The organism is Acetomicrobium sp. (genome assembly GCF_059026225.1).
This window is the reverse complement of sequence record NZ_JBWQOQ010000007.1, coordinates 863,541-879,024: the sequence shown is the minus strand read 5'-3', so window position 1 is coordinate 879,024 and position 15,484 is coordinate 863,541. Positions and strand designations below refer to the sequence as shown.

The following is a 15,484-nucleotide window of genomic DNA, read 5'->3' as shown; positions in this document are numbered from 1 at the left end:
ATTATCGTAAATGGGGGGATCTTTTTATGAACGGGTATGCGTTATGGGCTTCAGCAGGCACAGGTCTAATAGCATTATTATATGCTATAATAATAACTAATCATATCGACAATTACAAGGTCGATCATGAACGAATTAACTATCTTTCCAATATCATTCAAAGGGGAGCTATGGCTTTTCTTTACAGAGAATATAGGGCTCTCGTTCCTTTTGTCATTGTTGTATCTTGCTTGCTTGCTTGGAAGTTGGGAGTCCCCCTCGCAGTGTCATTTTTACTGGGGGCTTTCTGTAGCGGCATTTCGGGCTTTCTTGGAATGAAGGTCGCGACGCGAGCCAACGGTAAGACCGCTTTTGCTGCAACGAACGGAATGAATCAGGCTTTAAGGATTGCTTTTTGGGGCGGTTCTGTCATGGGTATGACGGTGGTTGGCGTCGGAGTTTTGGGCATAGTAATTACTTATGTGTTGTATAAAGATCCAAATATAATAACAGCTTTTGGCTTTGGCGCCAGCTCCATAGCGCTATTCGCGCGCGTGGGTGGCGGCATATACACGAAGGCAGCTGACGTCGGTGCTGATCTAGTGGGTAAAGTGGAAGCTGGGATACCTGAAGACGACCCACGTAATCCCGCAGTTATTGCCGATAACGTGGGTGATAACGTGGGTGATATAGCGGGAATGGGTGCCGATCTTTTTGAATCCTATGTTAATTCGATCATAGCAGCTATGGCGATAGGAGCTGTCCTCTTTGGAGGAAAGGGAATAACCTTCCCCATGTTACTTGCGGCTGTTGGTATTCTTGCATCTCTAATAGGTACATTTTTCGTGCGCATCAAAGAAAAAGGGGATCCTCAATTAGCGCTAAGGAAAGGCACCTTTGCGACTGGCATTTTGATGATCATCGGTTCTTTCTTGCTAACGCGGTTCATGTTTACTGACTTAGCTTTGTTTTGGTCCGTCTTGGCGGGTGTAATTTGTGGGGTAGCAATAGGCTATATTACGGAAGTATACACCTCCTCTTTTTATAGTTCAGTGAAGGAAATTGCCAATGCATCCATCACGGGGTATGCGACTAACATCTTAACAGGGATAGCTGTTGGCATGAAATCTACCATGTGGCCGGTGTTGCTCATATGTGCAGCTATTTTTGTTGCTGTACAATCCGGAGGGCTGTACGGCATCGCTTGCTCTGCAGTAGGCATGTTGGCCATTACGGGAATGACCTTGAGCGTAGACGCCTACGGACCAATAGCAGACAATGCCGGTGGTATATCTGAAATGAGTCATTTGCCTGCGGAAGTAAGAAAGATTACCGATAGGCTGGATGCCGTTGGCAACACGACGGCTGCCGTAGGCAAGGGCCTTGCCATAGGTTCAGCAGCGTTAACTGCTATAGCGCTTTTTTCTGCATATGCCAGTGTTGTTGGGCTCAAGATCATTGATCTAATGGATGCACGCGTGTTAATTGGGCTCTTTATCGGCGGCATGTTGCCATTCGTTTTTTGCTCCAGGGCAATTCAGGCCGTTGGCAGGGCCGCTCAAAGCATGATCGAAGAAGTTCGCCGTCAGTTTAAGGAGATGCCTGGCATTATGGAGGGAACGCAAGAACCTGATTATGAGCGTTGCGTCGATATATCCACCAAGGCTGCTCTCAAAGAAATGATTGTGCCCGGAATGATGGCCATACTATCCCCGGTAATCGTTGGGTTGGCGCTGGGAGCCCCTGCTTTAGGCGGGCTACTTGCCGGTTCCATCGTCACAGGGGTGATGTTGGCAATATTTATGGCGAACGCCGGGGGGGCTTGGGATAACGCGAAAAAATACATAGAAGAAGGAAACTTAGGAGGAAAAGGAACGCCTCCGCATGCTGCCGCTGTCGTTGGCGACACTGTTGGAGATCCTTTCAAGGACACGGCTGGTCCCAGCCTTAATATATTGATTAAATTAATGTCAATCATAGCTTTGGTCATGGCACCTTTGTTAATGTAGTGCGATATGCTATCTATTCATATCTAATTTCATAAAAATTTCCTGTAGTTAAGGGCTATTTTCGGGAGGGCTGATGTCTAACCCCTCCCTTTTCAGTTTTTGGAGGGATAACCCTTGGATAAAACTCAAATAGATGAAATAAAAAGAAGGGTAGATATCCTGGAGGTAGTTGGAGATTATGTGGAGCTACATAAATCTGGCAAAGGTTATAGGGCTCTGTGCCCTTTTCATAGCGAGAAAACACCGTCCTTCTATGTGATGCCTGATAGGCAGTTTTACCATTGCTTTGGCTGTGGTAAAGGAGGAGATGTGATATCTTTCGTCATGGACGTAGAAGGATTTAGTTTCACCGAGGCCATCGAATTGCTTGCAAAGAGAGCCGGTGTGAAGGTTGAAAAAAGAGCCAGAAAAGATAGTTACCCTAATTTTAGCGATGTTTTGGAAAAGGCCCTCAAAATATATCGTGACTACCTTGAAAGTCCCGCAGGCGAAATAGCAAGGAGATACTTAGTACAAAGGAACTTGCCCAAAGAATGGTGGCCTTATTTTGAAATTGGTTGGGCTCCACCCGCGTGGGATTACCTGTGGCGTTCTCTTTCAAGGATGGGTATATTATCTAAGATTGCCATTGAGTGTGGTTTGGTGGTTGAGGGTCCGCGAGGCATATATGACAGGTTTAGAGGCAGAATAATTTTTCCCATAAGAGACGTTACTGGACGTCTAGTAGGATTTGGAGGTCGGTCAATTTCGGGCGAAGGTGCTAAATATATAAATACTCCAGAGAGCCCGGTGTTTCATAAAGGTTCTTGTTTGTATTTGCTTAATTTGTCCAAAAACGACATGCGCAATAAGGTGCGTGCGATTCTGGTTGAGGGTTATATGGATGCTATAAGGCTACACATGGCAGGATTTCACGAAACCGTGGCGTCGCTTGGAACAGCTTTGACGGAAAATCAGGGCAAGTTGTTAAGGCGATATGCCAGGTCTTGTTATGTCTGTTACGATGCTGATACTGCGGGGCAGGAAGCAGCAATAAGGGGCATGTATTTGTTACAGTCGTTGGGCTTGCAAGTGAGGGTAGTAGCGTTGCCAGCCAATGTGGACCCCGACGAGTTTTTACAGAAAGAGGGAAGCAACGCCTTCGAGGACCTTTTGAGCAAGAGTCTTCCCCTTCCTTTGTACCACCTTGAGACCAGAGAAAAGTTTTTGAAGGATCTAAATGTTCGAAAAAGAGTGATTGAGGAGTTGCTCGAGGGTTTTTCAAGGATTCCTTTGCCGGATTTAGCTCCTTTTATGTCTCAGATTGCAGCAGCGCTTGAGATTCCCAGATATGCGCTTGAGGCTATGTTGTTAGATTTCAAAGCAAATATGAAAAGGGGAACAGAGAAAAAAGGGAAACGTGGCGACTTCAGCGTATATATAAATAGACAAAAGCAACAAAAACAAAAGAAACATGTAACTGACGCACAAGAAGCAGCGTTGTTTTCGCTTTTGTGGAATGATCCTGCAAAGAGACGGGGTTTAGATGAAGAGCACATATTTCCTTTAATAAAGGATGTGCGATTAAAAAATCTAATAGCGGCGTTATTAAATGGCGAATCCCCGGAAGAGCTGGAGGAGCGTTGGCTAAAATCAGGGGATCGATTTCCATTGGAAGCCCTAGCGCTAGGTAATGCCTTTTGCCAGCAGTTTGACGAGGGAGTGGATATTTTTGACGTAATCTCAAGCTCCCTTAAGACTAAAGCCATGAAATCGAGATATAACGTTCTTTATTCCAAAATGTTGAAAGGCGAGGCAACCCGCGAAGAAATTGAGGAGATGCAGAAAATAGCTTCCGCATTAAAAGGGGGACGGGAAGACAAATGACTGCAGCAGAAAGAAAAGAATTAAATTATGATAAAAACGGCAATAAGAATGCGAATGCAAGAAACTCTAATGATGATGACGAGGAAAAAGAACATAACGAGCACATTGAGGACCAGGAAGATCTGGACTTCGAAGAAATGGGATCCCAGGAGATAGCAGAGCTTATCGAAAACATTCGCGAGCTTTTACAAGAGGGACGTCAAAAAGGGTTCATCACATACGATGACCTAGAAAAATATTTGCCCCAAGAGGCTTTAAGCGAAGCGGAGATAATGGATAGTGTATATTCTAACCTTCTGGAGCTGGGCATAGATGTTCGTGACGAAGAAAAAATACTGGAACTTCAACAGGCCGAATTACTGCCACAGGCAGACTTAAGCGAACTTACTGAATTAGAAAGCGTTTCAATTGCCGATCCGGTGAGGATGTATTTGCGAGAGATAGGGAAAATCCCTTTGCTTACTAAGGAGGAAGAAGTTGAGCTTGCAAAAAGAGTAGAGGCCGGAGACGAGGAAGCAAAGAAAAAGTTAATCGAAGCAAATTTGCGCCTTGTCGTAAGCATTGCTAAAAAATACATTGGAAGAGGACTTTCTTTCCTAGATTTGATTCAAGAGGGTAATTTGGGTTTGATACGTGCCGTTGAGAAGTTCGATTACAGGAAGGGATTTAAGTTTAGCACCTACGCTACGTGGTGGATAAGACAAGCGATTACAAGGGCTATAGCCGATCAGGCACGTACCATTAGGATACCTGTTCATATGGTCGAGACCATCAATAAACTTATTCGGGTTTCCAGGCAATTGGTTCAACAATTGGGAAGAGAGCCAACCGTAGAGGAAATCGCTCAAGCGCTAGAATTGCCGCCGGAGAAAGTAGAAGATATTCAAAGGATAGCTCAAGAACCAGTTTCCCTTGAAACTCCTATTGGCGAAGAGGAAGATAGTCAGCTTGGCGATTTTATAGAAGACAAGGATTCACCCAATCCCGAGGAAGCCACTGCCGGTCAATTGTTGCGTGAGCAATTGGAAGAGATGCTCGGGGAGTTAACGGAAAGAGAGCGAGAGGTGTTGCGTTTGCGATTTGGCTTGGAGGATGGGCGTGCCCATACCTTGGAGGAGGTTGGCAAGCGCTTTAACGTGACTAGAGAGAGGATTAGACAAATTGAGGCAAAAGCCCTTCGCAAGTTGCGCCATCCAAGCAGGAGCAAACGATTGCGCGATTATTTGGAATGACAATTCGATAACAATGGAGGTGAAATGAGTGTTTGAAAGTGTTGCGAAAACTTTATTAAAAGAATGCGAAGGAAGATCGATGCTAATGTCCTTTTACATCGATTGTGACAGGAGTCGTAGATCCGTCAAGGAAATTTCGATTGATCTTAAGAACCTTCAAAAAAAGGCCATTGAAGAGGGAGCTCTTTTTTGCGGAGAGAGCGATTGTAAACAATATAGTGAAAAAATCACTTCTATTTTAAACAGGCTCAACGAGGAACTGGTTCACGGAGGCTTAGGTGAGGCCAAAAGTATCGCTTGCTTTGTTGATCTGCAGGGCGATTATTATCGATTTGTAGGACTTCCAACTCCAGTAAAAAATCAGGTGAAGTTCTCGGATCATCCCTTCTTGGCGCCACTCATAGAAACTCTATGCCCTCACAAGCTTACCCTCGTGGCAGTTGTAGAGGCAAGGAGAGCAAATTTCTTCCGAGTGTATGCAAGTACTGTAGACAAACTTTTGACCCTAGAGGAAGACGTGCCTCCTAAAGTCAAATCGGCGGGTTGGTATGGCCTTGAAGAGACTCGGATAAAAAGGCACGTAGAGAATCACGTCAAAAACCACCTTAAAAATGTAGCAGCTACTCTTAGGGCACTCTACGAAGACGATGATTATTCCTTGATATTGGTTGGAGGAAACTCAAATTATGCCCTCGTTGTAGCAGACCTCATCAAGGAGATCATAACTAGCGTTCCTATTGATGTCTCAGGGGAATTAGGCATCACCGATCAATCTCATGCAGTTGTGGAAGCGGTGACAACTTATGCCCTAAAGTCCTTCGTGGTAGAAAGCTCAAAGCTAGTTGAAGAGATAATAACTGAATACGAGAAAGGTGGACTGGCAGTTGCTGGGCTCAGGGGCGTCGTTTATGCCTCCAATCTTTTCGCTGTGCATCAACTTCTAATCGATGAATATGAGCCCGTTGCGGGAAAACAGTGTCAGTCGTGTGGTGCTTTGGGGGTCGATGAAGTTGAATGTCCTTTATGCCATGGCGAGATGGGAGAGATTGAAGATTTGATTGATCTTTTAATCTACAAAACGTTGCGAGATAACGGGGACGTATTGGTAATAGGTGGACAATCTCCTTTAAGAGAATATGATGGCATAGGTGCTTCACTTCGCTTTGCTGTGTGAGCTGTATTAAATCAAGTCGAGCAGAAAGGTGTTTTTTTCTGCTCGACTTGATTTTTGTAAAAGCGACTTCATTTACGCTTCTCTTTTCGACTTGAACTTTTTAGGCGTTAATTATAGCTAAAGTTTAGTCAAAACTAAAAGCCTTTGTGTTGATCGATGCGCTCATTGTATTTATACTCATGCAGGAGATCACGACAGGGGAAGTGAATTGATGAGGATAGATAAGTACTTAAAAATTTCGCGAATGGTGAAAAGACGTACTGTAGCACAGGAGATGATACAGGCTGGTGTGGTAAGGCTTAACGGTAGACCTATAAAGCCTTCTTCTGTCGTTCGGGTGGGCGATGTCATCGAAATAGCTTTCCCGAGAAGAATTTTAAAGGTTGAGGTTCTTTGTGACGATGAAATTATGGTGAAAAAGGGGAAAGAAGCTTACGCAATTTTAGAGGAACGCTCAGTAAGTTTAGACGATTCTACAATATAGTATTTGAAAGGGGTGATTTTAAAATGGGTCATATAGTGGGCGTTTACGCTCGTGAAATTTTAGACTCCAGGGGTAATCCTACTGTAGAAGCGGAAGTATGGCTGGATAGGGGTTTAATGGCGAGGGCTGCTGTTCCTTCAGGTGCTTCTACCGGTAAACATGAAGCCGTCGAATTAAGGGATGGAGACAAACGCTATGGCGGAAAGGGAGTACTCAGGGCTGTTGAAAATGTCAATGAAAAAATAGCTCCCGAGATAATTGGCCTCGATCCCACCGAACAAAATCTAATTGATGAGATAATGATTGAACTTGACGGTACGCCGAATAAAAGCAACTTGGGGGCAAACGCTATTCTTGCGGTTTCATTGGCAGTAGCTAGGTTGGCAGCGCTGGAAAGAGACCTCCCTCTCTGGAGATATATAGGCGGATTGGGGCCATTTTCATTGCCGACCCCTCTAATGAACGTTATAAATGGCGGAGCTCATGCGGATAACGACTTGGACATACAGGAGTTCATGATCGTTCCCCATGGAGCTGATAACTTCAATGAAGCTCTTAGAATGGGAGTGGAGATATATCACTCTTTAAAGAAGTTGCTAAAAGATAAGCACAAGAATACTTCTGTTGGCGACGAGGGAGGCTTTGCTCCGAATTTAAATGGAGCAAAAGAAGCACTGGATCTCTTGGTGGAAGCCGTAATTGCTGCTGGATATAAACCGGGAGATGAGGTAAGTCTTGCCCTAGACGTGGCCGCGTCAGAGCTTTACGAAGATGGCCTTTATCACTTTCAGGGCGAGGGTAAAAAATATAACAAAGAACAATTGGTTGAATATTATGTAAAATTGTGCCAATCTTATCCTTTCATCATATCAATAGAAGACGGGATGGCAGAAGACGATTTCGAGGGATGGAAATTGTTAACGCAAGCCCTAGGAAATGAAGTTCAACTCGTGGGTGACGATCTCTTTGTTACCAATGCACGAAGGCTAATGCAGGGAATAACCGAAGGCATGGCCAACTCAATCTTAATCAAGCTCAACCAAATAGGCACGTTAACTGAAACTCTTGAGGTCATAGACATGGCTATTAAACATTCTTATTCAGCCGTAATATCACATAGATCAGGGGAGACAGACGACTCATTCATAAGCGACTTGGCGGTCGCTGTGGGCGTGGGACAAATAAAGACTGGTGCGCCTGCTAGGATCGATAGGGTTGCTAAATACAATCAACTTCTGCGCATTTCAGATGACCTTGGCGGCTTCGCAACCTTTAGCGGACTGAGCACCTTTCGTGGAAAGGAGAGGAAGAGATGAAAATAGCTGAACCCACGGTTGAGAGGTTAGTGCAATACATTCGCTTCCTTCAACGTTGCCGAGAGGCTGACAAAAAGGTAATATCTTCCCAGGAAATCGGGGACGCGCTTGGAATAAAGGCAAGTCAGGTGAGAAAAGATCTTTCCTATTTCGGTGAGATTGGGAAAAGGGGGGTTGGTTATGACGTAGAAAAGTTGTACCAACATTTAAACTCCATATTTGCTCCACCAAAAACGTGGAAGATAGCAATGATTGGTATTGGCAACCTGGGCGAGGCATTGCTCGGGTATAAGGCTTTTGAAAGCGAGAAGTTTCGTATTGTAGCTTTGTTTGATATTGATCCTGACAAAGTTGGGCGCAAGATACACGATATTCCGTGTTACGATGTGGGAATGATGCCCCGAGTACTTAATGACGAGGGCGTAGAAGTTTTGATAATAACGACGCCTTCATCTGCGGCTCAGGAAGTCGTAGATAAAGCGACATCTAGCGCCTCGATTAAAGGAATATTGAACTTTGCTCCAACAGCATTGGCGGTGCCAGAGCATGTTATACTTTACAATGTTGATATATTTGTTGAGCTTGAAAAGTTACTTTTTTACATAAAACTTAAAGAGGAAAGTGGTAAAGTTTAAAAGCTAGCGGGGTAATGAGTCCACGCTTCGGTTGCTATGCAATTTATGCCGAAGCAAATGATAGGCTAGTGTAATAATATATTAATATATACTATTAGGAGGGGTTTTCCTTGGGCGGACAAGCTGGATTGTTAGGAATGATGTGGCCGTTGTTGCTTTTCATAGTGATATTCTATTTTTTGTTGATAAGACCGCAGAAAAAGCGTCAGAAACAACATCAAGATATGCTGAATTCTATAAAGCGCGGAGACCAAGTAGTGACCGCCGGTGGTATTTATGGAACCGTTAGGGATGTTAAAGATGACAGCTTCATTCTGGAAGTTAGTGATGGCGTAAAAATTCGTGTCCTTAAAAACGCGATATCCTTTAAACGAAGTGCTCCCGAAGCCGATGAAACTGAATCAGAGGAGAGATAAACGGCCAAGATAATTGCTTTGCAGCAAAAATTTAATTGTTGCTCACTATTTAGGAGGTAGAAGTCAGTTGCCTAAACATGAACGCTGGAAAATCATATTGATCTTGGTAGTTCTTTTTGCATCTCTTTGGGCTGTGTATCCTCCCAGTGAAAAAATAAAACTCGGATTGGATCTCAAGGGTGGCGTTCATATATTGCTTCAAGCAAAGGGAACGCCAGATAACCCTATTAGCAGTGATACTATTGAGCGCTTGATAGCAGTTTTACGAAATCGCATTGACCAGTACGGAGTTGTCGAACCAGTTATACAACGCGAGGGTAATGACAGAGTAGTTGTTGAGTTGCCTGGTCTGGATGATCCCGAATCTGCCATTGAACTTATTGGGAAAACGGCAATGCTGGAGTTTCGTCCGGTCATTGACGCGACGCCCCGACTTCCTCGAAAGCCTGAGAGGCAAAACTATGGCAGCGATGAAGAATACGAGACAGCGATTAAACGATGGGAAGAATACGAAAGACAAGCTTTGGCAATGGAAAAAAAGTTGTGGAAACATGTCGAAGAAAATCCGTCGCTGTCTGTCTTAAAAGGTGAAGAAGGACAGTCCTATTTGTTGGGACCTGCAGGCATTACAGGTCAACATTTGTTGGATGCAAAGGTCGCTTTTGACAACTTAGGAAGGCCTGTGGTGACGCTCAAATTTAACAAAGAGGGCACACGCCTGTTTGACGAACTCACTGCCCGCAATATTGGAAGACAAGTGGCGATTGTCCTTGATGGGGTCGTAATTTCCGCTCCTGTCGTGCAAGAACGAATAAGCGGCGGAGAAGCTCAGATCAGTGGCCGCTTCACGACGGATGAAGCCCAGAGGCTCGCGATAATGCTTCGAGCTGGAGCATTGCCTGTTACTGTTGAGATCCTCGAAACGAGATCGATAGGGCCTACATTAGGCACCGATTCGATTAGATCAGGCATTAAAGCTGGGCTGATAGGGGCCATCCTGGTCTTTCTGTTCATGTTCATATATTACTCTCGCATGGGGTTGGTAGTTGACCTCGCTTTGGTGATGACTATTATTCTTGTCTTGGCTGGCCTTGCAAGTTTTAGGGCTACCCTTACAATGCCTGGAATAGCTGGGATCATCTTGACATTAGGCATGGCCGTGGATGGGAATATATTGATCTATGAGCGCATAAAAGAAGAGCTGCGGAGCGGAAAAACTGTCATGGCAGCTATTGATGCCGGTTTCAGGATGGCCTTTGTCACAATCATAGATGCAAATTTAACTACCCTCTTCGCAGCTGCATTTTTGTTCTACTATGGCACTGGGCCTGTTCGAGGTTTTGCCGTTACATTGAGCATTGGCATATTCGCAAGCCTTTTCTGCGCTGTTTTTGTGACAAAAGTCTTGCTACGCTTCTTTATGGGCAGGCGAAAAAGTTCAGTCCTTCCCGTGACTAAGGAGAGATCGTGATGTTGGTCAAGTTCAAAGAGAATATCAATTTTATGAAATATCGGAGAATTGCTTTGGCAGTTAGCCTGGCCTTGGTACTAGTAAGCATAGGATTGTTGATGGTGAGAGGGCTGAATTTTGGGATCGATTTCTCTGGCGGTATATTGTTTCAACTGGAGTTCGATGCACCCGTAACGGTCGCTGAGATTAGAAGTTCCTTGAACAAAATGGGCTTCGATAGCTCTGTAATACAGTCTTATAGCGAAAGAGGCGCATTGGTTCGTTTAAAGGACGACAGGGAAAGTGACCAAAGAGAGATACTGAAGTCTCTCAGGAAAACTTTGGGAGTGGATTTTAAGGTTTTGCGTGTTGAGATGGTTGGGCCCGCTGTGGGTAGCCAGTTGCGCAAGAGTGCGACATTGGCCACAATATTAGCATTGCTTGCTATGCTGATCTACATCACCTTTAGGTTTAAGTTTATGTTTGCCGTAGGGGCTGTCATTGCTCTAATGCACGATGTAATCGTTACGCTTGGGATATTTAGCCTTACTTTCCAGGAAGTTTCGATGCCATTCATTGCCGGAATGTTAACTCTTGTGGGTTATTCGATTAATGACACCATAGTGATTTTCGATAGAGTTAGAGAAAACTTTAAACATTTAAAGGATTGGGAAATTGTCGATATTCTTGATAATTCCATAAACCAGGTGTTATCTCGTACCATCAATACATCGCTTACCACTCTCTTTCCTGTATTGACACTTTTCTTGTGGGGTGGTAAGGCCATTTCTGATTTTTCTATGGCACTTTTGGTGGGGATCATTGTGGGCACTTACAGTTCCATATACGTTGCCGGGGCGGTTGTGGTGGAATGGTATTTACGATCCCCGGGAGGATCGCGAAAGCTACAAAGGCGTTAAAGATCATTTGAGCGACCTTAGGAAAGGCCTTAGACTTCGTTCGACAGATTAGCAAATGATGATAACTCTGGTTTTGCGAGAAGTTGCATTGTGCTTGTATATATTATATTTATTAAGTTAGAATAAGTTTAGGGTAAGAGCTTTGAGATAAAAGGAGGGTCCTCCTGTATGGATTCAATAATACAATTACTCTTAGGGGGTTTTGGCGTTAGTGACGACCTTGTCTCTCTGTGTAGGTCTTATATGAGTTCTCTTGTGGAAGAAGGAGCCATGGAACGGTGGGCCGCAGATAAGGTTTTAATGCAGCTTGAAGAGGAACTTGCCAGACGACGAGATACCTTGGTAAGGGGATTTAAAAATGAGATTGAAAAATTTTTATCCTTCTTTCCTTTAGTAACGATAGAACAATTCGAAGCATTAGAGTCAAGGGTAAAGGCGTTGGAGGAGCAGAGAGCTAACCCTTAAGATAAGTTTTTTGTGAGCTCAAAGGAGGCGTTTTTCATGGTTATGAGTTTAGCAGACCGGCTAAAGGGGATGATTTCTGTAGCTCTCTTAAACCAGGTCGTTAAGTTGATTGAAGAGGGCGATGACGAAAAGCTTGCGTCGCTATTTGATGGTATATCACGTTTGGCACCTGCTAAGTTCCAGCGCGAGACCTTTAAAGAACTGGCAGAATTGGCAAGGGAAAATCATCCCTTTGTTGGGGTCTTTAGAAGGGTTTTTGAAGAGCTTCATCCTAATTGCCGAAAGAAGCTAATCGTAAACTTGATAGTGAACTTTATGGTTCTTTCTCGAGGTATTAGAGATAGGAAGATGAATGAGTTAGGGATTCATATTCCTAACTTTATGGTGATAAGTCCAACGATGAGGTGCAACCTAAAATGCAAAGGGTGTTACGCTGGATCATACGATACTTCCAGCGACCTAACCACAGAGGAAATAGATGATCTTATCTGCCAAGCTAAGGAGCTCGGGATGTACTTTTTTACCATATCCGGCGGTGAGCCCTTTACAAGAAAGGACTTGTTTGATATTTGGGCCAAACACGATGATTGTTACTTTCAGGTTTACACTAACGGTACGTTGATTACCGATGAGGTAGCCGATAGGCTAGTTGAGCTGGGCAATGTAGCGCCCATGATTTCCATAGAGGGTACGCCAGAAGAAACGGATTTCCGGCGAGGTCCCGGAATGTACGATAAAATAATAGAAACATATCGCAGGCTTAGAAAAAAGGGAGTGCTGTATGGCTTTAGCGCCACCTGCACTCGTACAAGTGCTTCCTATATATCCAGCGATGAATTCATAGAACACATGCTAGAAGAAGGATGTAAGGTTGGCTGGTTCTTCCAATACATACCCACTGGCCATGACCCCGATCTGTCTTACATGGCTACACCGGAACAGAGAGCTTATTTGAAGAAGAAGGTAGATGAGTGGAGGTCGAAATATCCGATATTCTTGGGAGATTTTTGGAACGATGGTCCTTATGTTGATGGTTGCATAGCAGCTGGTTTTAGATATTTGCACGTGATTTCCAATGGTGACGTTGAACCTTGTGTATTCTGTCATTTTGCCGTAGATAACATTAGGGAAAAAACTCTCGTCGAGGTTCTGTCAAGCCCCTTCTTTGAGGCGGTACGATCACGTCAGCCTTACGATGATGACAATTTGCTTCGCCCCTGCCTCATCATCGATCATCCGGCGGTATTAAGGGAATTAGTGGCCGAGTATGGTGCACATCCAACCCACCCCGGTGCGGACAAGTTGCTCAATGAACTTGCAGCGGGTTTAGACGAATATGCCAGAAGAATGAAGGAGATATACGATCCGCTTTGGGAGGAAGTTGGGCGGGAAAAATATCTTAAAAATCTTGAAAAAGAAGATAGTCCAATGATTCGAAGCAGATATAATCAACGCTGCCTCCATTGCAGTGGGAAGGGTGGAAAATAGTTTAATATATTAATTTTAAAAGGTGGGACTCCCATGAAGAGCTACGTGCTGGCATTAGCATTGGGAATGTTATTAGCGGCTTTTTATGCTGTTCAGAATAGCGGCATGGTGATAGTAAAATTTTTAATGTGGCAGTGGTCACTTCATCAAGGCATATGGGAAGTACTTGTCTTTGCAGCTGGGGCGGTTTTAATGTGGATAACTTCATTTGCTGCTCATATTGAATCTCGAAATAAATATAGAAATGATATCAAGGAGCTAAAAAAGCGCATTGCCGACTTAGAAGAAGAGAAGCGTTCTCTGTTGGATGCTTTGCAACGTGGAAGTGCCTCTTTGACGAAAGAGGCTTCGTCTGAAACTGAATTCGTTGCAAACGAAGGGACAGAATTTGAGAAGTGATTCCTTTACATCCTTATTCGAAATTGCGCGTGTGGAGTTTTGATGATCTTCCCTGTGAGCTGGCGCAATCACTTCAATGTCATGAGTTGGTGGCGCTGGCGTTGTATATAAAATATGGCGAACATTTGGATTTTCAAAAGGCTCGGGCATGGTTGCGTCCGAGCCTTGACTTGTTGATGTCAAATCTTTTCTTATGTAGTAGTGGACGAGATGTGTTTGCTATATTGCAATCGCTTCCGAGGGGAAGTAAAGTGGCACTTTATGGCGATTACGATGTGGACGGCGTTACTTCCGCTCTCCTTGCAAGCGAGTTTGCAAGCTCTATGGGTTGGCATGCGAGATACTACTTGCCTCACAGATTAAAAGATGGATACGGACTGAACGCCGCTGTAGTGAAGACCATTGCGCGTATGGGATTTAATCTTCTAATCGTTACTGATTGTGGAACCAAAAACGAGACAGAAATTGAACAAGCTTTAAATATGGGCTTAAAAGTTGTCATTTTTGATCACCACCATGCGGATACAATATGTCATCATGGATGTATAATAAATCCTTACCTAGGAGGAGATAATGAAGCCAAAACGTTATCCGCAACGGGAGTATTATGGTCTTGGTTGTGGCAAAGCGGGCTCATTTCAAAGGATTGGTTAATGGAAAGATTAGAGATCGTGGCTTTGTCCGTGGTTGGAGATTCGATGCCCTTAGGGGTGTTAAATCGTGCTTTAGTAAAAGAGGGCCTTAAGGGGCTGGAAATCACGCGAAGGCCAGGTTTGCAATATCTTTTCGACAAACTCTCCATAGTGTATCCTATGGATGAAAATCAAATTGCGATGAAGATTAATCCTTGCTTAAACTCTGCAGGGAGGATTTCGCTTGCTGAGATCGCATTGCAAGCGCTTGAAGCTTCGCCTAAGAGCAAGCTAGCAGCACGTGAACTTCTTTCCTTGAATTATCAAAGGAAGAAGCTAAGCAGTACCGTGTATGATCAAGCTGCTTCCCGTTTGCGGACTGGACATTTTAGATATGTGTTAGATTCCGCGCATTGGCCTCTTGGCCTTTTAAGCAGCGTAGCAAGTCGTTTGTGCTATGAATATAATAGACCAATAATTTTAGCTGCACCTCACGGTAGAAATATGAGGGCTTCTCTTCGAGTTCCGGAGGGTTTAAATGCCATCAAGGTGTTGGAAGGCATTGCTTCCTATTTGGCTAGTTGGGGTGGGCACAAAGGAGCAGCTGGATTTAGCGTTGAGGCCAAAAGATGGTCGAGTGTCAAGAAGAAATTGGAGGAAAGCTTGACCGAGATTAGTACAAACTGCAGCGAAGATCGATTTGAAGACGCTATTTCTTTGGAGCCAAAAATATGGAATCTTAAACTGTGGAATTGTTTCAGGGAGCTAGCGCCCTTTGGGGAAGGCAACGAAATGCCCTACTTTTTTGTCAGCCATGAAGTTGGGGATGTTATAAAGCCCTTGAGGGGCGGAGATAATTACCGTGTTTCGTCGCAAAGGGGAGAATTACTGGCCTTTGGCTTTGACGAGATGTCAAGATATAATAATAGGATTAAGGGCTGGTTATATCGCCCATTTGTGGATTCGTTTAGAGGTAAATTGAAAATATCTTCAAAGGTAGAGAAGGTAGTTGTATAGAT

At 44.1% G+C, this 15,484-nt stretch carries 14 protein-coding genes; all 14 read left to right on the top strand.

Features of this window, described 5'->3' with window-relative positions:
* Positions 1 to 26: 26 nt before the first annotated feature.
* The 14 genes from AC5SXE_RS08930 to AC5SXE_RS08865 all read left to right on the top strand — a co-directional run bounded on the left by AC5SXE_RS08930 (position 27) and on the right by AC5SXE_RS08865 (position 15,482).
* Positions 27 to 1,988, top strand: coding sequence for a sodium-translocating pyrophosphatase (locus AC5SXE_RS08930; RefSeq protein ID WP_310848996.1), 1,962 nt, complete (start codon positions 27 to 29; stop codon positions 1,986 to 1,988).
* 114 nt (positions 1,989 to 2,102) lie between these two features.
* The gene (gene dnaG, locus AC5SXE_RS08925; RefSeq protein WP_493917208.1) at positions 2,103 to 3,854 is read left to right on the top strand and encodes a DNA primase; all 1,752 of its coding nucleotides are present in this window, start codon (positions 2,103 to 2,105) and stop codon (positions 3,852 to 3,854) included.
* Between the two features lie 137 nt (positions 3,855 to 3,991).
* Positions 3,992 to 5,086 carry an RNA polymerase sigma factor RpoD gene (rpoD, locus tag AC5SXE_RS08920; protein ID WP_493917299.1) on the top strand — a complete coding sequence of 365 codons (1,095 nt, stop codon included), beginning with the start codon at positions 3,992 to 3,994 and terminating at the stop codon, positions 5,084 to 5,086.
* A gap of 28 nt (positions 5,087 to 5,114) precedes the next feature.
* Positions 5,115 to 6,260 carry a baeRF10 domain-containing protein gene (locus AC5SXE_RS08915; protein WP_493917207.1) on the top strand — a complete coding sequence of 382 codons (1,146 nt, stop codon included), beginning with the start codon at positions 5,115 to 5,117 and terminating at the stop codon, positions 6,258 to 6,260.
* A gap of 211 nt (positions 6,261 to 6,471) precedes the next feature.
* Entirely contained in the window at positions 6,472 to 6,744 is a 273-nt protein-coding gene (locus tag AC5SXE_RS08910) for an RNA-binding S4 domain-containing protein (RefSeq protein WP_303881230.1), read from the top strand.
* Between the two features lie 23 nt (positions 6,745 to 6,767).
* Positions 6,768 to 8,060, top strand: a complete 1,293-nt coding sequence (gene eno, locus AC5SXE_RS08905) for a phosphopyruvate hydratase (protein ID WP_310849005.1) — start codon at positions 6,768 to 6,770, stop codon at positions 8,058 to 8,060.
* A complete protein-coding gene (locus AC5SXE_RS08900) occupies positions 8,057 to 8,695 on the top strand; it encodes a redox-sensing transcriptional repressor Rex (RefSeq protein ID WP_310849007.1) in 639 nt (212 codons plus the stop codon). The genes eno and AC5SXE_RS08900 overlap by 4 nt, the downstream gene beginning before the upstream one ends.
* 110 nt (positions 8,696 to 8,805) lie before the next feature.
* Positions 8,806 to 9,111, top strand: a complete 306-nt coding sequence (gene yajC / locus AC5SXE_RS08895) for a preprotein translocase subunit YajC (RefSeq protein ID WP_303881237.1) — start codon at positions 8,806 to 8,808, stop codon at positions 9,109 to 9,111.
* A 67-nt stretch (positions 9,112 to 9,178) separates the two neighbouring features.
* On the top strand, positions 9,179 to 10,582 hold the full coding sequence (gene secD, locus AC5SXE_RS08890) for a protein translocase subunit SecD (RefSeq protein ID WP_493917206.1): 1,404 nt from the start codon (positions 9,179 to 9,181) through the stop codon (positions 10,580 to 10,582).
* Positions 10,582 to 11,481, top strand: coding sequence for a protein translocase subunit SecF (gene secF / locus AC5SXE_RS08885; protein ID WP_493917205.1), 900 nt, complete (start codon positions 10,582 to 10,584; stop codon positions 11,479 to 11,481). The genes secD and secF overlap by 1 nt, the downstream gene beginning before the upstream one ends.
* 168 nt (positions 11,482 to 11,649) lie before the next feature.
* Positions 11,650 to 11,946, top strand: coding sequence for a hypothetical protein (locus AC5SXE_RS08880; RefSeq protein ID WP_310849011.1), 297 nt, complete (start codon positions 11,650 to 11,652; stop codon positions 11,944 to 11,946).
* A 36-nt stretch (positions 11,947 to 11,982) separates the two neighbouring features.
* A complete protein-coding gene (locus tag AC5SXE_RS08875; protein WP_310849013.1) occupies positions 11,983 to 13,434 on the top strand; it encodes a radical SAM/SPASM domain-containing protein in 1,452 nt (483 codons plus the stop codon).
* Between the two features lie 33 nt (positions 13,435 to 13,467).
* On the top strand, positions 13,468 to 13,833 hold the full coding sequence (locus tag AC5SXE_RS08870; protein WP_303881248.1) for a LapA family protein: 366 nt from the start codon (positions 13,468 to 13,470) through the stop codon (positions 13,831 to 13,833).
* Positions 13,834 to 13,934: 101 nt separating this feature from the next.
* Positions 13,935 to 15,482 carry a DHH family phosphoesterase gene (locus AC5SXE_RS08865; RefSeq protein ID WP_310849016.1) on the top strand — a complete coding sequence of 516 codons (1,548 nt, stop codon included), beginning with the start codon at positions 13,935 to 13,937 and terminating at the stop codon, positions 15,480 to 15,482.
* The last annotated feature ends 2 nt before the right edge of the window (positions 15,483 to 15,484 follow it).